19 protein-coding genes and 1 pseudogene are annotated in these 22,908 nt (G+C 69.9%); 18 read left to right on the forward strand and 2 right to left on the reverse strand.

The genetic code is table 11. The features are described 5' to 3' along the window. Positions 1-59 precede the first annotated feature (59 nt). From NVV32_RS07835 to NVV32_RS07920, 18 genes and pseudogenes are all read left to right on the forward strand, one after another. Positions 60-836 carry an HAD family hydrolase gene (locus tag NVV32_RS07835; RefSeq protein ID WP_082471500.1) on the forward strand — a complete coding sequence of 259 codons (777 nt, stop codon included), beginning with the start codon at positions 60-62 and terminating at the stop codon, positions 834-836. After that, complete coding sequence (locus tag NVV32_RS07840; protein WP_422391947.1) at positions 833-1,987, forward strand: site-2 protease family protein; 1,155 nt, start codon at positions 833-835, stop codon at positions 1,985-1,987. The genes NVV32_RS07835 and NVV32_RS07840 overlap by 4 nt, the downstream gene beginning before the upstream one ends. 110 nt (positions 1,988-2,097) lie before the next feature. Beyond that, on the forward strand, positions 2,098-3,192 hold the full coding sequence (locus NVV32_RS07845; protein ID WP_422391948.1) for a tRNA (adenine-N1)-methyltransferase: 1,095 nt from the start codon (positions 2,098-2,100) through the stop codon (positions 3,190-3,192). Positions 3,193-3,425: 233 nt separating this feature from the next. After that, entirely contained in the window at positions 3,426-5,180 is a 1,755-nt protein-coding gene (arc, locus tag NVV32_RS07850; protein ID WP_055771060.1) for a proteasome ATPase, read from the forward strand. Continuing rightward, positions 5,180-6,832 (forward strand): depupylase/deamidase Dop, encoded by a 1,653-nt coding sequence (gene dop, locus NVV32_RS07855; RefSeq protein ID WP_422391949.1) that lies wholly within the window; start codon positions 5,180-5,182, stop codon positions 6,830-6,832. Before arc ends, dop begins: the two co-directional genes overlap by 1 nt. Positions 6,833-6,877: 45 nt before the next feature. Further along, a pseudogene (locus NVV32_RS07860) lies at positions 6,878-7,089 on the forward strand (ubiquitin-like protein Pup). A 3-nt stretch (positions 7,090-7,092) separates the two neighbouring features. Then, the gene (prcB, locus tag NVV32_RS07865) at positions 7,093-7,920 is read left to right on the forward strand and encodes a proteasome subunit beta (protein WP_422391950.1); all 828 of its coding nucleotides are present in this window, start codon (positions 7,093-7,095) and stop codon (positions 7,918-7,920) included. A 2-nt stretch (positions 7,921-7,922) separates the two neighbouring features. Further along, positions 7,923-8,663, forward strand: coding sequence for a proteasome subunit alpha (prcA, locus tag NVV32_RS07870; RefSeq protein ID WP_422391951.1), 741 nt, complete (start codon positions 7,923-7,925; stop codon positions 8,661-8,663). Further along, positions 8,663-10,024, forward strand: a complete 1,362-nt coding sequence (gene pafA, locus NVV32_RS07875; RefSeq protein WP_422391952.1) for a Pup--protein ligase — start codon at positions 8,663-8,665, stop codon at positions 10,022-10,024. The genes prcA and pafA overlap by 1 nt, the downstream gene beginning before the upstream one ends. Before the next feature lie 132 nt (positions 10,025-10,156). Further along, positions 10,157-11,119 (forward strand): FKBP-type peptidyl-prolyl cis-trans isomerase, encoded by a 963-nt coding sequence (locus tag NVV32_RS07880; protein ID WP_422391953.1) that lies wholly within the window; start codon positions 10,157-10,159, stop codon positions 11,117-11,119. A 45-nt stretch (positions 11,120-11,164) separates the two neighbouring features. Then, positions 11,165-11,560, forward strand: coding sequence for an FKBP-type peptidyl-prolyl cis-trans isomerase (locus NVV32_RS07885; protein ID WP_055771076.1), 396 nt, complete (start codon positions 11,165-11,167; stop codon positions 11,558-11,560). Positions 11,561-11,682: 122 nt separating this feature from the next. Further along, positions 11,683-13,671, forward strand: coding sequence for a helix-turn-helix transcriptional regulator (locus NVV32_RS07890; RefSeq protein WP_055771081.1), 1,989 nt, complete (start codon positions 11,683-11,685; stop codon positions 13,669-13,671). A gap of 10 nt (positions 13,672-13,681) precedes the next feature. After that, positions 13,682-14,032, forward strand: coding sequence for a hypothetical protein (locus NVV32_RS07895; protein WP_055771082.1), 351 nt, complete (start codon positions 13,682-13,684; stop codon positions 14,030-14,032). A 37-nt stretch (positions 14,033-14,069) separates the two neighbouring features. Then, on the forward strand, positions 14,070-14,444 hold the full coding sequence (gene tatA, locus NVV32_RS07900) for a Sec-independent protein translocase subunit TatA (RefSeq protein ID WP_422391954.1): 375 nt from the start codon (positions 14,070-14,072) through the stop codon (positions 14,442-14,444). A gap of 69 nt (positions 14,445-14,513) precedes the next feature. Continuing rightward, complete coding sequence (tatC, locus tag NVV32_RS07905) at positions 14,514-15,299, forward strand: twin-arginine translocase subunit TatC (protein WP_422392022.1); 786 nt, start codon at positions 14,514-14,516, stop codon at positions 15,297-15,299. Between the two features lie 382 nt (positions 15,300-15,681). Beyond that, entirely contained in the window at positions 15,682-18,504 is a 2,823-nt protein-coding gene (locus NVV32_RS07910; protein WP_422391955.1) for a DEAD/DEAH box helicase, read from the forward strand. Positions 18,505-18,563: 59 nt separating this feature from the next. Next, entirely contained in the window at positions 18,564-20,204 is a 1,641-nt protein-coding gene (locus NVV32_RS07915; protein ID WP_055771093.1) for an amidohydrolase, read from the forward strand. A 427-nt stretch (positions 20,205-20,631) separates the two neighbouring features. Beyond that, positions 20,632-21,357, forward strand: coding sequence for a polyprenol monophosphomannose synthase (locus NVV32_RS07920; protein WP_055771097.1), 726 nt, complete (start codon positions 20,632-20,634; stop codon positions 21,355-21,357). A 106-nt stretch (positions 21,358-21,463) separates the two neighbouring features. On the opposite strand, the gene NVV32_RS07925 is transcribed toward NVV32_RS07920, so the two are convergent. Together NVV32_RS07925 and NVV32_RS07930 are read right to left on the reverse strand one after the other, a co-directional pair. Next, positions 21,464-21,811, reverse strand: coding sequence for an RNA polymerase-binding protein RbpA (locus NVV32_RS07925; RefSeq protein ID WP_043445375.1), 348 nt, complete (start codon positions 21,809-21,811; stop codon positions 21,464-21,466). 212 nt (positions 21,812-22,023) lie between these two features. Further along, positions 22,024-22,881, reverse strand: coding sequence for a putative RNA methyltransferase (locus NVV32_RS07930; protein ID WP_055771100.1), 858 nt, complete (start codon positions 22,879-22,881; stop codon positions 22,024-22,026). Positions 22,882-22,908 lie beyond the last annotated feature (27 nt).

Raw genomic sequence — 22,908 nt, forward strand, 5'->3', positions numbered from 1 at the left:
ACGGCTACGCGGACAGCTGACGCGCAGTCCTGTCAAGGGGTCACCGTAGACTTGGGACCATGGCACACCACCCCACCGGCACCGTCCAGACCCTTGCCCGCGTCGAGGCCGAGCCGGACGGCAGCAGCACCGGCGGGAACCTCGGGAGACTGCAGGGCGTGCTCTGGGACATGGATGGAACCATCGTCGACACCGAGCCGTACTGGATCCGCGCGGAGAGGGATCTCGTCGAGTCCCACGGCGGGACCTGGAGCATCGAGCAGGCCACCGCCCTGGTCGGCCAGGCCCTCGATTTCTCGGCGGGTCGGCTGCAGCAGGCCGGCGTGGACCTCGGGATCAGCGCCATCATCGAACACCTGACCGGGCGCGTCGCCGCCGACGTCGCCGCGGACGTGCCCTGGCGACCCGGCGCGCGCGAACTCCTGGCGGCCCTGCGTCAGGCGGGCATCCCCTGCGCCATGGTCACCATGTCCGAACCACTGCTGGCGACGGCCGTCGCCTCGCACCTGCCCGAGGGCACGTTCTCCCACCTCGTCACCGGCGACCGCGTCTCCGCGGGGAAGCCGGACCCGGAGGCGTACCAGCTGGGCTTCGACCTCCTCGCCGCAGATCATCCAGGGCTCACGAAGGATCGCGTGGTCGCCATCGAGGATTCCCTGCCGGGTGTGACCTCCGCCCTGGCCGCGGGCCTCGTGACACTGGCCGTCCCGCACTTCGTCCCACTGCCGCCCGACTCGCGCCGCACGGACTGGAGCACGCTGGAGGGCCGCACCCCCGCCGAACTCGCCGCCCTCGTCGCTGCCCCCGGCACGGCCCCCGCGGAGGAGCGGGCATGACCAGCTCCCCGCCTCCCGTGAAAGCAGAGCCGAGCCCGGGACTGTCCCTGGGCCGCATCGCCGGGATCCCCGTGGTCCTCGCGTGGTCCTGGTTCGTCATCACGGTGTTCATCGTGCTGGTGTTCGGCCCCCGCGTCACGAACGCGTTCCCCGGGATCGGCGCAGGCGCGTACGCCGTCGCCCTCGGCTACGCGCTCCTGCTCGCCGCCTCCGTGCTCATCCACGAACTCTCCCACGCGCTCACCGCCCGGGCCTTCGGCTGGCCCACCACGCGGATCGTCCTCAACCTGTGGGGCGGCCACACGCAGTTCGCCAGCTTCAACGCGTCCCCCGGGCGATCCCTGCTCGTCGCCCTCGCGGGGCCGGCCGCGAACTTCGTCCTGGCAGGTATCGGCTGGGGCATCCTGCAGGTCATGACCCCCGGGTCGGTCACCTACCTCCTGGCGACCATCCTGGTCTGGGCCAACCTGCTCGTCGCGGTGTTCAACGTGCTCCCCGGTCTGCCACTCGACGGCGGCCGCCTCGTCGAGAGCGCTGTCTGGAGGGCCACGGGGAGCCAGGAGAAGGGAACGGTCGCCGCGGGGTGGGCGGGCAGGGTGCTGGTGATCCTGCTCCTCGCCGTCGTGATCGGGCTGCCCCTGCTCCAGGGCCGCTGGCCGGACTTCACGGTGATCATCATCGCCGTCGTCATGGGCGCCTTCCTGTGGATGGGTGCCACGGCGGCCATCGAGAACGCACGCATGCGGCTCCGTCTGCCGGCCATCAGTGCCGGGCGTCTCCAGCAGCGCGCTCTCGGACTGCCCGCGGGGACGACCGTTCTCGCCGCCCGTCGCCTCCTCCGCGAACACCCGGGGGCCGCGGTCGTCATCACGGGCGCCACCGGCATCCCCGAAGCCGTGGTGGACGAGGGCGCCCTCCTCGCCGTCCCCGAGGAGGTCGCCGGGACGACGGCGGTGAACGCGACCGCCCGGCGCCTCGCCGCAGGGGCGTACGTCCCCGAGTGGGCCGAGGGGCAGGAACTGGTCCAATTCCTCGCCCGGCTGGAGGGCAACGAATACGCCGTCGTCAACCGCCAGGGTGCCGTCACCGGACTGCTGCACCAGCGCACCGTGGTGCAGGCCATCACGGGCAAACCGTCGCCGGGCGCCTGACCGCCGCGCCGGGCGCCGGAAGGCTTGGCCCCGTGCTCCCGACCAGCGCCCCCGAAACATCCCCCATCACTGACACTGCCGGCCCCGCTGGCACCTGCCGAAGGACCACCATGAGCGACACCCCGTCCACCCCCACCGTGCCGTCCTCCGACGTCGAACCGCAGGCCGCACCGCACGGCGCCGCTGCTCGCCGAGGGCCCTTCCGGCCCGGTGAGCGCGTCCAGCTGACGGACGAGAAGGGCCGGATGAACACCGTCACCCTGACGCCCGGCGGCGCCTTCCACACGCACAAGGGCTTCCTGCAGCACGACGCCATCCTCGGCACCGCGGAGGGGACGATCCTCGAGAACACGAGCGGCCAGCTCTACCAGGCGCTCCGTCCGCTGCTCTCGGACTTCGTCCTGTCCATGCCGAGGGGCGCTGCCGTCGTCTATCCGAAGGATGCCGGGCAGATCGTCACGATGGCCGACATCTACCCGGGCTCCCGCGTGGTCGAGGCCGGTGTGGGCTCGGGCGCGCTGTCCATCTCGCTGCTGCGCGCCGTCGGCGACTCCGGCTACCTCCACTCCTTCGAACGCCGCGAGGAATTCGCCGACATCGCCCGCGGCAACGTCGAGACGATCTTCGGCGGCCCGCACCCCGCCTGGCAGATCACCCTCGGCGACTTCCAGGAACAGGTGGTGGAGCACGAGGAACCGGGCTCCGTGGACCGCGTGGTCCTCGACATGCTCGCTCCGTGGGAGTGCCTCGACGCCGTGGCCACCGTGCTGGCACCGGGCGGCGTGTGGATCAGCTACGTCGCGACCGTCACCCAGCTGTCCCGCACCGCGGAGGCCATCCGCGCCGACGGCCGCTTCACCGAGCCCGACGGCTGGGAGTCCATGGTGCGCGGCTGGCACCTCGAAGGACTCGCGGTGCGCCCCGACCACCGCATGGTCGCCCACACGGGCTTCCTGCTGACCACGCGCCGGCTCGCCGACGGCGCCGTCGGGTTCACGCCGAAGCGCCGGCCCTCGAAGACCGGGTTCAGCGCGGAGGACCTCAATGCGTGGACCCCGCAGGCGGTGGGCGAGCGGGACGTCTCCGACAAGCGGCTCCGCCGGGTGGCCCGCGACGCTGCATCCACCATCCAGCGCGGCTCCCTGCCCGCCGAGGAGGCGCAGGCGCGACGCGACGCCATCGCCGACGGCGGCACGGTCGAGTAGAGGTCGGCCCGGCGCCGCCTGCCGGCCCGGGTCAACTGCGGGTCCAGCGGGGGAGAGCCTCGCCGTCGTCGCGCGTTGGAGCGTGAGTGATGGCCGTGCAGCTGATGCAGCAGGCACGGGACGGCCGCGTCAACCCCGCGTCGTCGCACGAACGACCGGTGGGCTCCGCGGGGCGGGGTCTGCGCTAAGGTCGAAAGACAGCTGACGGACCGAACCCAAGGTGGCGAACCGATATGCCGGACTCCCAAGACAACCCCGCCGCTGACCAGCGGGACGTGACTCCGCCCGCCGTGGATGCCTCGATCGCCCAGCGGCAGCTCAACGTCCTCCGCGACAAGCTCCGCCACATCGACCGGCAGCTCGCGGCCGCCACCCAGAACAACGGAAAACTCGTCAGCGCCCTCGAAGCGGCGCGCACGGAGATCGTCCGGCTGAAGGCCGCCCTGGAGAAGGAGGGCGCTGCGCCCTTCAGCTTCGCCACGGTCATGCAGGTGAATCCGCGGCGTCCCGCCGAGCCCGGCACCACCACCGAGGCCACCGTGCAGGACACCGCGGACATCCTCCAGTCCGGGCGGAAGCTCCGCGTCACCGTGAGCCCGCTCATCAACGTGCGGCAGCTCGCCGCCGGCCAGGAGGTGCTGCTCAACGAGTCCCTCACGATCGTCGCGGCCCTCGGCTTCGAGCGTGCCGGCGAGCTCGTCACGGTCAAGGAGCTCATGGGCACGGACCGCGCCCTCGTGGTCGGCCGGACCGACGACGAGCGCGTCATCAAGCTCAGCGGCCCCCTGCAGGCGGAGCGGATCCGTGTCGGGGACGCCCTCGCCGTCGACACGAAGTCCGGGTACGGGCTGGAGAAGGTCCCGCGGAGCGAGGTCGAGAACCTCGTGCTCGAGGAGGTGCCCGACATCGCCTATGGCGACATCGGCGGCCTCGGCCCGCAGATCGAGCAGATCCGCGACGCCGTCGAACTCCCGTTCCTGCACCCGGACCTGTACCGCGAACACGGGCTGAAGCCACCCAAGGGGATCCTGCTCTACGGGCCTCCCGGCTGCGGCAAGACCCTCATCGCGAAGGCCGTGGCGAACTCCCTCGCTGCCCGGGCCGCCGAGCGGGCAGGGCTGGAGCAGATCCGCAGCTACTTCCTGAACATCAAGGGACCCGAGCTGCTGGACAAGTACGTGGGCGAGACCGAGCGCCACATTCGCCTCATCTTCGCCCGCGCCCGCGAGAAGGCCTCCGACGGCAGCCCCGTCGTCGTCTTCTTCGACGAGATGGACTCGCTGTTCCGCACACGCGGCACCGGTGTGTCCTCCGACGTCGAGACGACGATCGTCCCGCAGCTGCTCAGCGAGATCGACGGCGTGGAGAAGCTCGAGAACGTGATCGTCATCGGGGCCTCGAACCGCGAGGACATGATCGACCCGGCGATCCTGCGTCCCGGGCGCCTCGACGTCAAGATCAAGATCCAGCGGCCCGACGCCGAGGGCGCTGCGGAGATCTTCGCGAAGTACATCACCCCGGATCTGCCCCTGCACGCGGACGACCTCGCCGAGAACGGCGACGACCCGCGGACCACCATCGCGGAGATGATCCGGCGGACGGTGGAGCAGATGTATTCCACGGACAAGTCCAACGAGTACCTCGAGGTCACCTACGCCAACGGGGACACCGAGATGCTGTACTTCAAGGACTTCAACTCCGGCGCCGTCATCCAGAACGTCGTGGACCGTGCCAAGAAGTACGCCATCAAGGACCTGCTGCTGGACGGCAGCAAGGGCCTGCGGATCGAGCACCTCATGCGCGCCGTGGTGGACGAGTTCCGCGAGCACGAGGACATGCCGAACACGACGAACCCCGACGACTGGGCGCGCATCTCGGGCAAGAAGGGTGAGCGCATCACGTACATCCGGACCATCGTGCAGGGCAAGGCGGGCCAGGAGCCCGGCAAGTCCATCGAGACGACGGCGAACACCGGCCAGTATCTGTGATGGACACGGGTGGACGGCTCACGGGCCGCCCACAGGGGCTGCCTGCCGTCGGTGAGGGGATCTCCGTCCACCGCGTGATGGGGACGGAGACGGAGTACGGCATCATCGCGCCTGCCCTGCCGTCGGCCAACCCCACGCTGCTGTCCTCCCAGGTGGTCAACGCCTATGCCGCGACCCTGCGCGAGGGTCTCGGCAACCTGGCCGGCACGCGCTGGGACTACACCGACGAGACCCCGCTGACGGACGCGCGCGGTTTCCGGATGGACCGGGCGCGTGCGCATCCGAGCCAGCTCACCGACGAGCCGCCGGAGCTGGACGAGCTGACGGCCGAGCAGATCGCCCTCGAGCGCGGTGAGCCGGCCGAGGCGGCGGTGCTCATGAACCTCGTGCTGAACAACGGGGCCCGCCTCTATGTGGACCACGCCCACCCCGAGTACTCCTCGCCCGAGGTGACCAATCCGCTCGACGCCGTCCTGTGGGACCGCGCCGGCGACAGCGTGGCCGTCGCGGCGATGGAGCGGATCGCCGCCACGCCAGGCTTCTCCCCGGTGATCCTCTACAAGAACAACACCGACAGCAAGAGCGTCTCCTACGGCTCGCACGAGAACTACCTCGTCCCGCGGAGCGTGCCCTTCTCGAAGCTCGCCGAGGCACTCATCCCCTTCTTCGTCTCGCGGCAGGTCATCTGCGGAGCGGGCCGGGTGGGGCTCGGTGCACTGAACCAGGACGCAGGCTTCCAGATCAGCCAGCGCGCGGACTTCTTCGAGAACGAGGTCGGCCTGGAGACCACGGTCCGGCGGCCCATCATCAACACACGGGACGAGCCCCACGCGGTCGCGGAGAAGTACCGGCGCCTGCACGTGATCATCGGGGACGCCAACCTCCACGAGGTCTCCAACTACCTGAAGACCGGGACGACGGCGCTGGTCCTCGCGCTCATCGAGCAGGGCCGCGCGCCCGTGCCCGTCCTGGCGGATCCCGTCGCGGCGCTCCAGTCGATCAGCCACGACGCATCCCTCACCCGCACCGTGCAGCTCACCGACGGCCGCGCGATGAGCGGCCTCGACCTCCAGGAGCTCTACTGCGAGGCCGTCACCGCCGCCCTCCCGCCGGACGCCGACGACCAGACGCGTGACGTCGTCGAGCGCTGGCAATCACTGCTCGCCACCCTGCGCCGGGATCCGATGGACGCTGCCCGCCAGGTGGACTGGATCGCGAAGCTCTCGGTGCTGGAGGCGTACCGTGCGCGGGACGGGCTCGACTGGACGGACCCGCGCCTCGCGCTCGTCGACCTGCAGTACGCGGATCTCCGACCGGACAAGGGCATCTACCGACGCCTGGCGCGACGCGGCGACGTCGAGCTGCTCGTCGGGCCGGGAGACGTGGCCCGTGCCGTCGTCGAACCCCCGCGGGACACCCGCGCGTACTTCCGGGGACGCTGCATCGCCGAGTACCCGGCAGAGGTCGTCGGAGCGAGCTGGGACTCGCTGATCTTCGAACTCCCGGGCGAGCGGCGGCTGCAGCGCGTACAGACCAGGGAGCCGCTCCGGGGCACGGCCGAGCTCACCGGTGCGCTCTTCGACGCGGCGGTCGACGCTGAGGATTTCCTGTCCCGATTACTGAGCGGCCCCGAGCGCCGCGTGGCACCATAGGAACCTGACCACCGCACGCATCACGACCACGAAAGGGTGGCCACCATGGCTTCACAGGACCGCATCTCCACCGGCGGCTCGACCTCGGGATCCGAGGAGGAACTCCCCGAGCCCGCCCCGGCGGCCCCGCCGCCCCCGCCGCCCAGGAGTCGTCGCAGACGCAGGGCGTGGACGATCTCCTCGACGAGATCGACGGTGTCCTCGAGTCCAACGCGGAGGAGTTCGTCCGGGGCTTCGTGCAGAAGGGCGGCCAGTAGCGGATGCTCCCGGACGATGCAGCCGCAGCCGTTCCACGGGCCGCCTCGGCCTCCTTCTCCGCCTATCTCGGTGAACACCACCCGGGACTGCTGCCCGCCAACCGGTCCCTGGGTCCCGTGACCGCCTCGACCGACGCCTCCCACCTGGCGCCGCACGCGACGACGATCGTCTCCCTGACCTTCCCGGGCGGCGTGCTGATGGCCGGTGACCGCCGGGCCACCATGGGCAACGTGATCGCCAGCAGGCACATCGAGAAGGTGTTCACGGCCGACAACTACTCGGTCCTCGGCATCGCGGGAAGCGCCGGGATCGGTCTTGACCTGACCCGCCTGTTCCAGGTGGAGCTCGAGCACTACGAGAAGATCGAGGCCACCATGATGAGCCTCGACGGCAAGGCGAACCGGCTCGCGGCCATGGTGCGGCAGAACCTCCCGATGGCGATGCAGGGCCTCGCCGTCGTCCCGCTCTTCGCCGGCTTCGACCCGGACCGCCACGTGGGGCGCCTGTTCTCCTTCGACGTCACCGGCGGGCGGTACGAGGAGCACGAGCACCACTCGGTCGGCTCCGGATCGGTGTTCGCCCGCGGCGCCCTCAAGAAGCTGTGGAGTCCGCGCCTCGACGAGGCCTCGGCCGTGCGTGTCGCCGTCGAGGCGCTCTACGACGCCGCAGACGACGATTCAGCCACCGGTGGCCCCGATACCGTCCGCGGGCTGTGGCCCGTGGTGTACGTGGTCGACGGTGCCGGTGCGCGCCGGATCCCCGAGCGCGAGCTGGAAGCGGTGGCACACGCCATCATCGACGCCCGCTCCTCGGCCGGCAGGGAGGCATAGCCATGACGCAGCAGTTCTACGTCTCACCCGAACAGCTGATGAAGGACCGCGCCGACTTCGCGCGGAAGGGGATCGGGCGGGGGCGTTCGGTCGTGGTGATGAGCTGCCGCGACGGCATAGCCCTCGTCGCCGAGAACGCCTCGCCCTCGCTGCACAAACTGGGCGAGATCTACGACCGCATCGCCTTCGCCGCCGTCGGCAAGTACAACGAGTTCGAGAGCCTCCGACAGGCCGGCGTACGGTACGCCGATGTCCGGGGCTACTCCTACGCCCGCGAGGACGTGACGGCCCGCGGGTTGGCGAGCGTCTACGCCCAGAGCCTCGGCGCCGTGTTCACGGCGGAGAGCAAGCCCTTCGAGGTGGAGCTCGTCGTCGCCGAGGTGGGCCGCTCGCAGGACGCAGACCACCTCTACCGCCTCACCTTCGACGGCTCGATCGCCGACGAGACGGGCTTCGTGGTCATGGGCGGCGCGGCGGACGCCGTCGTCGACGCCCTGCGCGGTTCCTGGTCCGCCGACCTCAGCCTTCCCGAGGCCGTCCGGGCAGCAGCCCGTTCCCTCCGGCACGACGGCGTCGTCGCCGCCGGGGCGGGGGACGCGGGCGCACCCGTGCTCGATCCCTCCGTCCTCGAGGTCGCGTTCCTCGAACGCGACCCGGACACGCTGCGGGGAAGCAGGCGGGCGTTCCGCCGCATCGGCGCGCCCGAGCTCGACCTCCTGCTGCAGACCGGGCAGGACAGCTGATGGACCGCCGGATCTACGGTGTGGAGACGGAGTTCGGCATCTCCTACTCGGGGCCCAACTCCCGGCCCCTCTCGCCGGAGGAGGTGGCGCGGTACCTGTTCAGGAAGGTCGTGAGCTGGGGGAGGTCCTCGAACGTCTTCCTCACCAACGGCTCGCGCCTGTACCTCGACGTCGGCTCCCACCCCGAATACGCCACGGCGGAGTGCGACGATCTCGCGCAGCTCATCGCGCACGACCGCGCAGGTGAACTGATCCTCGAGGACCTCGTCGCCGAGGCGCAGCGCAAACTCGCGCAGGAGGGCTACGACGGCAAGATCTACCTGTTCAAGAACAACACGGACTCCGCCGGCAACTCCTACGGCAGCCACGAGAACTACCTGATGCCGCGCAAGCTGGAGTTCGCGCGCCTCGCCGACATCCTGATCCCCTTCCTCGTCACCCGGCAGCTGCTCGTCGGAGCCGGGAAGGTCCTGAAGACGCAGACCGGATCCCTCTACGCCTTCTCCCAGCGGGCCGATCACCTGTGGGAGGGCATCTCCTCCGCCACGACGCGCTCCAGGCCGATCATCAACACGAGGGACGAGCCGCACGCGGACGCCGAGCACTACCGCCGCCTGCATGTGATCGCCGGCGACTCGAACATGTCCGAGACCACCACGCTGCTGAAGGTCGGGTCCGTCGACCTGCTGCTGCGGATGGTCGAGGCAGGCGAGATGATGCGCGACTTCCGCCTGGAGAATCCGATCCGCAGCATCCGCGAGATCTCCCACGACCTCACGGGACGCCAGCTCCTGAAGCTCGCCAACGGACGGCAGATGACGGCGCTGGAGATGCAGCGGGAGTACCTCGCGCGAGCCACCGCGTTCGTGGCGGACCACGGCGCGCACAACGCGCACGTCCCGACGATCCTGGACCTGTGGGAACGGGTACTCGACGCCGTCGAGACGGGAGACACCGCGCGGATCGACACGGAGATCGACTGGGCGATCAAGAAGAAGCTCATCGACCGATACCTCGCACGGTCCGGGGGAGACCTCGAGTCCGCCCGCGCGGCGCAACTGGACCTCACCTACCACGACATCTCGCGGTCGAGGGGCCTGTTCTTCCTGCTGCAGGCGCGGGGGGAGGTGGCACGCGTCGTCGACGACACCGCTGTGAAGGAAGCCGTCGACCTTCCGCCGCAGACCACGCGCGCACGCCTGCGCGGCGAGTTCGTCCGGCGGGCGAAGGAGGCGAACCGCGACTACACCGTCGACTGGGTGCACCTCAAGCTCAACGACCGCGCCCAGCAGACCATCCTCTGCAAGGATCCGTTCACTTCGGTGGACGAGCGCGTGGAGGCCCTGCTGCAGCAACTGTGAGCCGCCCGCACCCGCGATCCGGCGTCTGCCAGCACTTTCACAGGAGAAACCGCCGGCCGGCAGCCGTTAGGCTTGTCAGGGCCCTTTCTTCTGCGGGCAGCCTGAACCGGTCACCAACCCGAAAGTAGTTCTGTGCGAAAAGTACTAGCATTCCTCCTTCCGCTGCTGCTGTTGCTGCTGACGGGCTGCGGCGGACCGACGACGGACAACCTGACCGGCGAGGAGTCGGGGAACTCGGCTGGCGCCGCCGAGGTCTTCGACACCGTCGAGGTGAGCGGCGGTTCCGACGAGGAGCCCCCGACCGTCGAGTTCGAGTCTCCCCTCGAGATCACCGGCGTGGCGGCGAAGACTGTCATGGAGGGCGAGGGCGACGCGATCGAGTCCGGGCAGCGGATCCGGTACCAGCTCGTCGCGCTGAATGCCACGGACGGTGAGGTCCTCGGCGACACGTACGCCCAGGGCGAGCCCCAGGTCCTGCCGGTCGACGACACGCTCAAGGAGCAGGACGCAGAACTGTACGACGTCCTGGTCGGTACGAAGGTCGGCGCCCAGATCGCCTACACCCGCCCCTCGCCCGAGCCCGCGGAGGGCCAGACCGCCCTGCCCGAGCAGCTGATCGTCCTCAAGGTCCTCTCCGCCGAGCAGCCTCCGCCCGAGCCCGAGGTCCTCTCGCCCGAGGACGTCCAGAAGCTCGACGACGAGGGTCAGCTGCCCACGTTCGAGTTCGACGACGCCGGCGTGCCGGCGGTCACCATCCCGGAGAACGGGCCCTCCGACGACCTCGTGGTCAAGGTGCTCGAGGAGGGCGACGGCGAGGTCCTGACGGACGCCGACACCATCACCGCGAACTACTCGGGCTGGACCTACAGCGACGGCGAGAAGTTCGACTCGAGCTTCGACCGCGGTGAGGCCGCGGAGTTCCCGCTCAACGGCGTCATCACCGGCTGGACCAAGGGCCTGGCCGGACAGAAGGTCGGCTCGAAGGTCATGCTTGTCATCCCCGAGCCCTGGGCCTACCCGAACGCCCAGCAGGGACAGCCCTCCGGAACCCTCGTGTTCTACGTCGAGATCGTCAGCAAGGCCGCGGCGGAGTAGTCCGGCCGGTCACCCCACACCCCCGAAGCTCCAGGAAAGGAAACCATGTCCTTCGGACAGCGCGACTTCGACCGGCAGAAGCCGGAGATCGACTTCCCCTCCCATGACGTCCCCGCGGACCTCGTCATCGAGGACCTCATCGAGGGCAAGGGTGACGAGGCGAAGCCCGGCAACACCGTGTCCACCCACTACGTCGGCGTCGCCTTCTCGACCGGTGAGGAGTTCGACGCCTCCTGGAACCGCGGGGCGCCACTTGACTTCAAGGTCGGCGTGGGCCAGGTCATCCAGGGCTGGGACCAGGGACTGCTCGGCATGAAGGTCGGCGGACGACGTCGGCTGGAGATCCCCTCCCACCTGGCCTACGGACCCAGCGGCGCCGGTTCGGCGATCGGACCCAACGAGGCACTGATCTTCGTCGTCGACCTCCTGGCGGTCCGCTAGCACCACCTCCGCCCCGCCCGTCGGGCCGGAGGAAAGCACCACGGTTTCGTCCGGAAGGGACGCAGGTCGACGATCGTCGGCGTGCGTCCCTTCCGTGCTTGCAGTGAAGGTAGGGTTTCACCGTGTCCGCAAAACGTACCGAGCGCCTCCTCACCCTCGTGATCATGCTCCTCTCGAGCCGCCGGGGATTCACCAAGGAGGAGTTGTTCGACGAGATCGACCTCTACCGGGAGGCGACGTCCGTCGCCGCCCGGGAGAAGCTCTTCGACCGTGACAAGGCCGCGCTGAGGGAACAGGGGATCCCGCTCGAGTCCTTCAGCGAGGACACCCTCTTCGACAACGACAACACCGTGCAGCGGTACCGGATCAGTGCGGAGGACTACCGACTCGGCGGGGTGACCTTCCTGCCGGAGGAGTACGCCGTCCTCAACCTGGCCGCGGGCGTCTGGGACCAGGGGTCCCTGGACTCGGCGGCGTCGCGCGCCCTGCGCAAGCTCAGTTCGCGGAGCACGGACGGCGGCACCGAACTCACGCCCCTCATCCAGCCCCGCATCACCACCGACGCCCCCTACTGGGACATCGTGTGGCAGGCCCTGACCACGCGGACGCCGCTCCGCTTCCCCTACCGCGCCGCCAGTACCGGGCGCGAGGAGGTCCGCACCGTGCACCCGTGGGGCATGGGGGCCCGGTTCGGCCACTGGTACGTGGTGGGGTACGACACGACGCGCAAGGCCGAGCGCTTCTTCCGGCTCTCCCGCATGACCGGTGAGCCCGTGGTGCTGAGCGGGACGTTCGACGTCCCGGACTCCTTCGACATGAACCAGACACTCTCCTCGCTGTCCCGCAGCGAACCGGACCGGACCGCCGTCGTCGCCGTCCGCCCCGGTTCGTGCCAGGTGCTGCGCGTCCGCAAGGATGCAGAGGTCCTGCAGACGGGGGAGGAGTGGGACATCCTGCGCGTCCCCTACGCCGCGTCCAGCCCCATGGCGGCGACGATCACCGGGCTGGGCACCAATGCGCGCGTCGAGGAACCGCAGGAACTGGCGGTCGAGGTGGGGCGGCTGCTCGAGAAGGCGTACGACGCCGCCCTGGCCGCCCCGCAGGGCCTCGAGATCACCGACGGTGTGCGTCCGGCTCCGCGGCGCAAGTCCTCGTCGCAGGACCACCTCCTCCGGCTGCTCGACCTGGTGCCCTACCTCCTCGCGCACCCGGGCTCCGAGGTGGGCGAGACCGCCAGGAGGTTCGACGTGAGCGAGAGCCAGCTCACCAAGGACCTCGACCTCCTGTTCGTCAGCGGTCCGCGCCACTACCCGGACGGGCTGATGGACGTGAACATCGAGGACGGCCGGATCTACCTGACGAATGCCCGCGACCTCGCCGAACCCGTGAAGCTCAGCATGGACGAGGCCTGCTCGCTGATCGTGGGCCTGCAGGCGCTGCGGGAGCTGCCCGGCATGCGGAACAACGAGGCGATCGTGAGCGCCCAGACGAAGCTCACGGCAGCCGCCGGCGACGCGGCGCGCATCGGCACCGCGGTGGCCACGAAACTGACCGAGGACGACATCGATCCCACCCTGGAGGTGCTGCAGGCCGCGCTCCACTCGGGCGTGCGCGTGGAGGTGGACTACTTCGTCCCCACGCGGGACGAGATCACGCACCGCCTGCTCGAGCCGATCCGCATCTTCCTGCACCAGGACACGTGGTACCTGGAGGCGTGGAGCGTCGACTCCGACGGGCTCAGGAACTTCCGCCTGGACCGGATCCAGCGGGCCGCGCTCACGGACCAGCCGGCGACGGCGAGCATCGACGAGGAGTCCCTCGCCCGCGGGAGGAAGGCCGTCTCGCCCTACCGCTCGGGTGCGAAGGACCGCACGGTGACCCTGGTGCTCGAGCCCAGGGCGCGGTGGATCGCCGCCCAGTACAACGCCGAGGCCGTGCAGGAGCTCGGCGACGACCGCCTGGCGGCGAGGCTGCGCGTCGCCTCGAGCACGTGGATCCCCGGACTCGTCGCGGGTCTCGGCGGCTCGGCCGCCGTCGTCGCGCCCGAGGAACTGCGGCAGGAGACCCTGCAGTGGCTCGCCGCCGCCCGTGCCCACCAGGCCCTGGCCTAGACTGGACCCCATGCTCTGGTGGATGTGGATCGTGCTCTGGGTCGCGCTGGTCGCCGTCAGCGTGATCTTCCTCGTGGCGGTCGGTTTCGGCGTCTTCCGTCGCGGAATGCGAACTCTCGGTGAATTCGGGGAAGCCATGGATCGCTTCGAGGTGAACGCCCCCGCCGACGCAGCGGCTCCGCCCCGCGCGGCCGGTGTCCCGGGTATCGCCGTCCCCGCCGTGTTCTCGGCGCCTGAGGACGTCCGAGCTGCCCGTGACCTGGCCAGGACCCGCCGGCTCGACGACCGACGCAGCAGGCGTGTCCTGAAGCGCGACCGCCGTGGACAGCCGCAGCTCCTGCGGGACATGCCCCACCTGTGACCTAAACTGTGGTGGGGATCAACGAGAGGAATTGGGCATGAGGCTCGAAGGCTGGCATATCGTCATCATCATCGTTCTTGCGATCGTTCTGTTCGGTGCGCCGAAGCTTCCGGGTCTGGCGCGCAGCGTCGGTCAGTCATTGCGGATCTTCAAGTCCGAGGTGAAGCAGATGAAGGACGAGAACAACACCGGTGGGGCCGGTACGGATCCGGTCGAGGGTCGTGTGGTCGACCCGGCGTCCCAGACGTACACCCCGACGTACCAGGCTCCCGTTCAGCACTCGCAGCCTGGTGGGCAGCCGGGCCAGTTCCAGCAGCCCGGGCAGCCGGTCCAGCATGGTGAGGGTCCTGTGGGGGGCCAGTCTCCGGCGGGGGAGTCCCGGCAGGGTGGTTCCTCGCACACGAACCAGTAGCTGGTCCTTGATCCTGTGACGACCGAGAAGGTTCCTGCGCGCGGCAGGAAGGCGAATCCTGAGGGCCGGATGGCCTTGAAGGAGCACCTCCGCGAGGCGCGTAACCGGCTGTTCAAGTCCGCGTTGGCGGTGCTGGCCGGGACGGTGGCGGGGTTCTTCCTGTATGAGCCGGTGCTGGAGGCGTTGGGTGCGCCGATCGTGGCGATCAACGAGCAGGACGGCCGGACGGCGTCGCTGAACTTCGACACTGCGGCGTCCCCGTTCGATCTGCTGATCCAGGTGTCGATCTTTTTGGGTGTGGTGCTTTCCAGTCCGGTCTGGCTGTATCAGTTGTGGGCGTTCATCACGCCGGGGCTGAAGACGGGGGAGCGCCGGACGGCGCTGGGGTTCATCGTGGTCGCGGTCCCGTTGTTCCTGACCGGGATCTATCTGGCGTGGCTGATCCTGCCGAACGCGGTGCGGGTCCTGACGGATTTCACGCCGGACCAGTTCTCGAATCTGATCAGCGTGACGGTGTATTTCGCGTTCGTGCTGCGGTTGATGTTGGCCTTCGGTATCGCGTTCCTGCTGCCGGTGGTGCTGTTCGGGCTGGACATGGTGGGTCTGGTCTCGGGGAAGCAGATCCTGAAGGCGTGGCGGATCACGGTGTTCCTGGTGTGTCTGTTCGCGGCGATGGCCGCGCCGGGTGGGGATGCGCTGAGCATGTTCTATCTCGCGGTGCCGATGTTGGTGCTGTTCTTCGTCGCGATCGGTCTGTGCCTGCTCAATGACAAGCGTCGGGCCCGCCGGAACGCGGCCCGGGAAGCGGACGTGGAAGCACACGCGGACCGGGCGACACCCCTGAACGACCTCTAGACCACACCCCTGAACGACCTCTAGACCACACCCCGGCCGACCGGCGCCGGGAAGACGGCGGTGCGCCACGAGCCGTCCCCGCGCGGATCCCGAACGACCGACACCGATGACGACGGCTGGGTGCTGGCCGGGGGCACCTGGGATGAACTCCGCATGGCCGGACTGCCCGCGTCGACCCCGGCCCTGATGCCCCGGGGACGGTCGAGAACCAGGCCCGCCACTGCGGCACCCCGATCTGCTCCGGGAGTGCATCGACGGGAGAGTCGGCCAGTGGGCGTGCAGACGGTTCCGCTGCCTCCTATCACCGTGGGCAGGACCGGTACCCGAACGCTCTGCGCGTACAGGACGCACCCGGCCCCGCGGATGCGTCTAGGGTGGAAAGATGAGCACTCCCGCTGAGAGATACGCAGCTGCGAAGGCCCGTACGCAGCACGCGCGGACGCAACTGTCCCACTTCGAGCAGACCCTCGAGTTCGAGCTCGATCCGTTCCAGCGGGAGGCGTGTACGGCCCTCGAGGCGGGCAGGGGCGTCCTTGTGGCCGCGCCCACCGGTGCTGGTAAGACCGTGGTGGGCGAGTTCGCCGTCTTCATGGCCCTGCAGCATGGGCTGAAGGCTTTCTACACCACCCCTATCAAGGCGCTGAGCAACCAGAAGTACTCGGAGCTGGCGGCGGTCCACGGCAGCGAGCGTGTGGGGCTCCTGACCGGCGACACGAGCATCAATGCCGACGCCGACGTCATCGTCATGACCACTGAAGTGCTGCGGAACATGCTCTACGCCAACTCCGATGCCCTCGACAACCTCGGTTACGTGGTGATGGACGAGGTCCACTACCTCGCGGACCGTTTCCGCGGAGCCGTGTGGGAGGAGGTCATCATCCATCTCCCCAGCGAGGTCAAGCTCGTCTCGCTCAGCGCCACGGTGTCCAACGCCGAGGAGTTCGGGGCCTGGCTCGACACCGTGCGCGGCGACACCGACGTCGTCGTGTCCGAACACCGGCCGGTGCCGCTCTGGCAGCACGTCATGGTCGGCCAGAACCTGATCGACCTGTTCGCCGGCGACGTCGCCTTCGACGAGGCCGCTCCCGCTGGTGCCGAGGCCGGCGCTCGGGACCAGTACGACGTCAACCCGGAGCTGCTCGATCTCGCGAGCAACGAGATCCGCCTGAACCAGCGCGCCAACTGGGGGGCCGGCGGGCGGCGTGGGAAGTCCCGTGCAGGCCGCGGCGGTCCACCCCAGCAGACCATCGTGCGGCGTGCCACGCGACCCCAGGTGATCAGCGCACTGGACCGTTCGGACCTGCTGCCGGCCATCACCTTCATCTTCTCCCGGGCGGGCTGCGAGGCGGCGGTGACGCAGTGCCTCCACGCCGGTCTGTGGCTCACCACGGAGGACGAACGGGACGAGATCAGCGAGACGATCGACGCCGCGACGACGGACATCCCGCGGGACGACCTCGAGATCCTCGGATTCTGGACCTGGCGGGAGGGCCTGATCAGGGGCTTCACCGCCCACCACGCCGGGATGCTCCCCACCTTCAAGGAGGTCGTCGAGCGCCTCTTCGCGGCGGGGCTGGTCAAGGCCGTCTTCGCGACCGAGACGCTCGCGCTCGGCGTGAACATGCCGGCACGCACGGTGGTCCTCGAGAAGCTGGACAAGTTCAACGGCGAGGCGCACGTCAACGTGACGGCGGGGGAGTACACCCAGCTGACGGGCCGTGCCGGCCGCCGAGGGATCGACGTCGAGGGCCACGCCGTGGTGCTGTGGCAGCCCGGGACGGACCCGGGCGCGGTGGCCGGACTCGCCTCCCGGCGGACCTACCCGCTGAACTCGAGCTTCCGGCCCACCTACAACATGAGCATCAACCTCATGGCCCAGTTCGGGCAGGAGCGGTCCCGGGAGATCCTCGAGACCTCCTTCGCGCAGTTCCAGGCGGACCGGTCCGTCGTCGGCCTCGCCAAGCAGGTCCGCAGCCGCGAGGAGTCCCTCAAGGGCTACGAGAAGTCGATGACCTGCCATCTCGGTGACTTCCGCGAGTACGCGAACCTCCGGCGCGAACTGTCCGACCTCGAATCGAATGCGTCCCGCGACCGCTCGCGCACGCTCCGGTCCGCCGCGGAGTCCTCGCTGGAGTCACTGCGGCCGGGGGACGTCATCGACGTGCCGGGCGGGCGGAGCCAGGGCTTCGCCGTCGTCCTCGACAGCGACACGGCCCGGGAACCGCGACCGACAGTCCTGACGCTCGAGACGCAGATCCGCCGGGTGGGCGTGCAGGACCTGGACGGCCCCGTGGAGGTCCTGTCCCGCATCCGGATCCCCAAGCACTTCAGCGCCCGCAGCCCGAAGGACCGGCGGGACCTCACGTCCTCGCTCCGCAACGCGCTGCAGGACCGGCGACCGGCGCGGCGCGGCGCGGACCGCGTGGCCGCAGGCTACTCGGCATCGGCGGCGGCGGAGGAGCGGGCCATCACCGACCTGCGCCGCCGCCTGCGCGCGCACCCCTGCCACGGTTGCAGCGAGCGGGAGCAGCACGCCCGCTGGGCCGAGCGGTGGTGGAAGCTGCGCCGGGAGACCGACAAGCTCGCCGGCCAGATCCGCGGCCGCACGAACACCATCGCGAAGACCTTCGACCGCGTGTCCGAGGTCCTCGGGCACTACGGCTACCTCGAGTACACCGATGACGCCGTGCGGGTCAGCGCGGCCGGTCAGAAGCTCCGCCGCATCTATGGGGAGAAGGACCTCCTGATCGCGCTGTGCATCGAGGCAGGCGCCTTCGGCGACCTCGACGCGGCCGAGCTCGCCGCCGTGACCACGGTGCTGGTGTACCAGGCGAAGCGGGAGGAACGCGGTGTGCGGCCGGTGATGCCGAGCGTCGCGCTGGAGGGCTCGGTCGAGACGATCATCCGCCAGTGGTCCCAGCTGAACGACGTCGAGGAGCAGCACCGGCTGCCCGTGACCAGCGAGCCCGAACTCTCCCTGGTCTGGCCCATGTTCAAGTGGGCGCAGGGGCGTTCCCTGCAGGCGGCCCTCAGCGGCACGGAACTCGCCGCGGGGGACTTCGTGCGGTGGTCGAAGCAGGTGATCGACCTGCTCGACCAGCTGGCCAAGGTCCCCGACCTGCCGGGCGGACTCCAGCAGACCTGCGTGCGGGCCATCAGGCTGGTGCGCCGGGGCGTGGTGGCATACTCGAACATCAGTGAGTAGGACCGGCTGCAGCCCGCGTCCTGACCCGACCCCTCCACGGAAAGCAGCCCAGCACAGCGATGCCCACGTCCCAGCGCCCCCGCCCCGTCCTCTACCGCAACGGCTCCGTCTACAGCCCCGCTGATCCGTTCGCGACGGCGATGCTCGTCGACGGCGGGACCGTCGCGTGGGTGGGAACCGAACACGCAGCCACGAACCTCGAGGGTCCGGATGTCCGGACCGTGGACCTCGACGGCGCCCTGGTCACGCCCGGCTTCGTGGATGCGCACACGCACACCACCGAGACGGGTATCGCCCTCGGCTCGATCGACCTGACAGCGTGCCGATCGCTGGCCGAGCTCCTCGCCGCCGTCGAATCAGCGGCGGCCACGGGCGCGACGACCATCCTCGGCTACGGGTGGGACGAGTCCTCCTGGCCGGAGCGGCGCGTCCCGACGGCGTCGGAGCTCGACCGCGCCGGAGGAGGAGCGCTGGTGTATCTCGTCCGCGCGGACATCCACTCCGCCGTGGTCTCGGGGACCCTGGCAGCGGGTCTCGGACTTGCCGCGGTGGACGGATGGGACGACGGCTTCGTGGTGCGCGCCGCCCACGAGACCGCCCGGCGTGCCACCCGACGCCTGACGGTGGACCAGCGCCGCAGCTACCAGCAGGCCGCGCTGCTCCACGCCGCCTCCCGCGGCTATGTCGCGGTCACCGAGATGGCAGCACCGCACATCGCGCCGAGGGAGGACCTCGAGACGCTGCTATCGATCGACGGACCGGGCCACGACCTGTCGCTCCCCGAGGTCATCCCCTACTGGGCGCAGCTGACCTCGTCGCGCGAGGAGGTCCGGGAGCTCATGCGGGGATTCGGGGGCAGGCTCGCAGGCCTCGCGGGAGACCTCAACGCCGACGGGTCGATCGGGTCCCGGACGGCCGCGCTGCGTGAGCCGTACAGCGACGACGCCGGGTCCAGCGGGACGCTCTACCTCACGGAGGACGACGCCGCCGCCCACTTGGTCGCGACCACTGCCGAGCAGGTGCAGGCCGGCTTCCACGTCATCGGGGACGCGGGCCTGGATCTCGTGCTGCGTGCCCTGGAGCGCACCGCCCAGGAGCTGGGCGTTGAGGAGGTCCGCCGCGCGAGGCATCGCCTCGAGCACGTCGAGATGGCCGACGACGCCGCGATCGCCGCGCTGGTCCACTACGGCGTGGCGGTCAGCGGCCAACCCGTGTTCGACGCGCTGTGGGGCGTGGACGGCGGCCTCTACGAGCAGCGCCTCGGACATCGCAGCAGCTCCATGAACCGTTTCGCGTCCCTCCTGTCGGCCGGTGTGCTCGTGGCCCTCGGCTCGGACAGCCCCGTGACCCCGCTGGATCCGTGGGCCTCGGTGCGGGCCTGCCTGGAACACACCTCCGCCGCGGAGACCATCTCGGCGAGGGCGGCGTTCATCGCCCACTCGAGGGCGAGCTGGCGGCTCTCGGGCCGCAGCCCGATGATGGGTCAGCTGGCTCCGGGTACCCCCGCATCCTTCGCCGTCTGGAAGGTCGACGAACTCATGGTCCAGACGCCCGACAACCGCGTCCAGTCCTGGAGTACGGACCCGCGCGCAGGCACCCCGCTCCTGCCGGCGCTGGACACCGAGAACGCTCCGCTGTGCCTCGAGACGGTGCACGACGGCACCCGCCTGTACGCCGTCGACGGCTTCGCCACGGCCTGATCCGCAGATCGTCCGACGTCGTTCCCCGGCCGGGGAACCACCCCCGCCTGACCTGCGCCGAAGGACGTTTCCGCAGGTCAGCGGGCTGTTGACACCTCCTCCACAGCACGTAAGCTTTTGCCCTACGGGTTAGAGGAACTCCTGCGGGAGGAAACCTGGCTGGTCTCCACGAGCGCAACGCATCGGCCTTCTTCCATGGCGCGTGTTGCCCCTTCGGCTGGAGCCGGCACTCACAAGGGCAGGTTCACACGTCAGTAGAAAACGATGCCGGCACGCGTGCCGGGATCGGTACGAAGACGCGTGGGCCTGCCCGAGGAGTGGCACCGGATCTCCGACGCCCGATACCGGTCGCCTATACTTGCTGACTGGCTCTGCGTGCGGAGCAGTCCCCGCGCGATGCGCATCCTCGATGGAAAGGCCCACCTGCGTGCGAGTCGTCACGATCATCCCCACCTACAACGAGATCGAGTCCCTCCCGCTGACCCTCGCCCGGCTCCGCGCGGCGGTGCCGGCCTCCGACGTCCTGATCGTGGACGACAACAGCCCCGACGGGACAGGGGAGCTCGCCGACCGCGCCGCTGCCGAGGACGACCAGGTACACGTGCTGCACCGGACCGGCAAGGAGGGCCTGGGTGCTGCGTACATCGCCGGGTTCCGCTGGGGCCTCGCGCGGGACTACGACGTCCTGGTGGAGATGGATGCCGACGGGTCGCATCGCCCGGAACAGCTGCAGGGACTCCTGGACGCGATCGATCGCGCCGATCTCGTGATCGGCAGCCGGTGGGTGACCGGCGGCAGCGTGGTCAACTGGCCCCTGCACCGCAAGCTGCTCTCCCGCGCGGGAAGCACCTACTCGCGGCTCATGCTGGGCCTTCCGGTCCATGACATCACCGCCGGATTCCGGGCCTTCCGCCGCTCCACCCTCGAGACACTGGACCTCTCGGCCGTGGAGTCGGTCGGTTACGGCTTCCAGGTGGACATGACGTTCCGTGTCGCGCGCCTCGGGTTGACGATCGTCGAGGTCCCCATCACCTTCGTCGAGCGGGAACTCGGTGACTCGAAGATGAGCGGCAACATCGTGCTCGAGGCCATCGCCAATGTCACCCGCTGGGGCCTCGCTGCGCGCTGGACCACCCTGACCGGCCGCTCCTGAGGATTCACCGACGCGTCCTCCCCGGGCCTGACGCACCGAAGGCACCCGCCGAACGGCGGGTGCCTTCTCATCGGTGCGAGGACCTGCGTCAGCAGGCCTCTCCGTCCTAGGCGGAGCGGCGCTCTCCGCGGCGCTCACGCAGGATGGTGAGCCGGTCCTGGAGGATCTGCTCGAGTTCCTCCACCGAGCGGCGCTCCAGCAGCATGTCCCAGTGCGTACGCACCGGCTTGTCGTTCGACGTGTCCGGCTTCTCGCCGTCCACCAGGAGGGCTTCCTTGCCGGTCTTGGAGACCCAGGTCGCCGGGATGTCGGCCTCGGAGGAGAAGGTCACGAACACCCGCTCGCCGTCCTCGCAGCGGTACTCGACCCGCTGGCGGGGAGCGGGCTCGACGCCGGACTCCGTCTCCATCGATTGTGCTCCGAGGCGCATGCCCCGCAGGCTGCGATCGCTCATGTCGTTCTCCTTGTCACCGTGATCCCCGCAGGACGGGGATCGTTACCGCTTGTGTGCCGTGCCGCCCGCCACCTGCAGGTGGCGGGGGAAGTCATGTGTACAACACCGGCGGGCGCGCGGATGTTCCTGCGCAGGACCGGGTAAACACCTAAGTGTACAGGGTGGGCAGTGGACCCCTGCGGCGGCCGGATCGTCGCCGGGGGCGCGCGGAGCTAGGCCGGTCGGGTCAGGACCTGCAGCGTGAAGCGCGCATCGACCTCCAGCGGTCCGGCGTCGAGCCCCCGATCGGCGGCGGCTCCTCCGGTGGTTCCGGTGACGCGCAGGTCCGCGTGCCGCGCCGCCGGTCCCATCACCAGCGCCGACCGTGCGAGGTCCCGGGGGAGAACCATCGTGTAGTCGATGTCCGTGCGCTCGGCTTCGGCGAGGACACCGGCGAAGGATGCGGCGACGTCGTCGGCCTTCTGCGGCGGTACCGAGAGGAGGGGCCCGACGGCGTCGAGCCCGGCGAGGTGCCCGGGCCGCGGGGTGACGACCACGAGGCATCCGTTCGGAGCAAGCACCCGCACGAACTCGGCGGCGTTGCGCGGGGCGAAGACGTTGAGCAGGACGTCCACCGAGGCGTCGGCCAGCGGGAGCGGGCGCCACACGTCCCAGACGAGGCTGACGCCGTGCGGCAGGCGGCGGGCAGCACGTCGGAGCGCGGCCTTGGAGACGTCGAGCGCGATCGGGACGTGGGACGGCAGGGCCTCCGACACGCCCGCGAGGTAGTATCCCGTCCCCGCTCCGGCATCGAGCGCGACCCCGCCGCGCGCAGCGTGGCGGAGGCTCGCGGCGATGACCGCATCCCTCAGCGGCGCATAGTGCCCGGAGCCGAGGAACGCCTCCCTGGCGTCGACCATCTCCGGGGTGTCGCCCTCGAACGGCGAGCCCTTGCCGGTCAGGAGGTTCACGTAGCCCTGGCGGGCCGCGTCGAACCGGTGCCCTCGACCGCACACCAGCGCCCGGCCGTCCGGAGCCAGGGGGGACGAGCAGACGGGACAGGTGAGGACGTCGTGGGGCAGCGCGGGCATCGTCCCATCCTAGGGATCCCCACCGAT

It is taken from the genome of Arthrobacter sp. N1, assembly GCF_048288285.1.
Classification (GTDB): domain Bacteria; phylum Actinomycetota; class Actinomycetes; order Actinomycetales; family Micrococcaceae; genus Arthrobacter_D.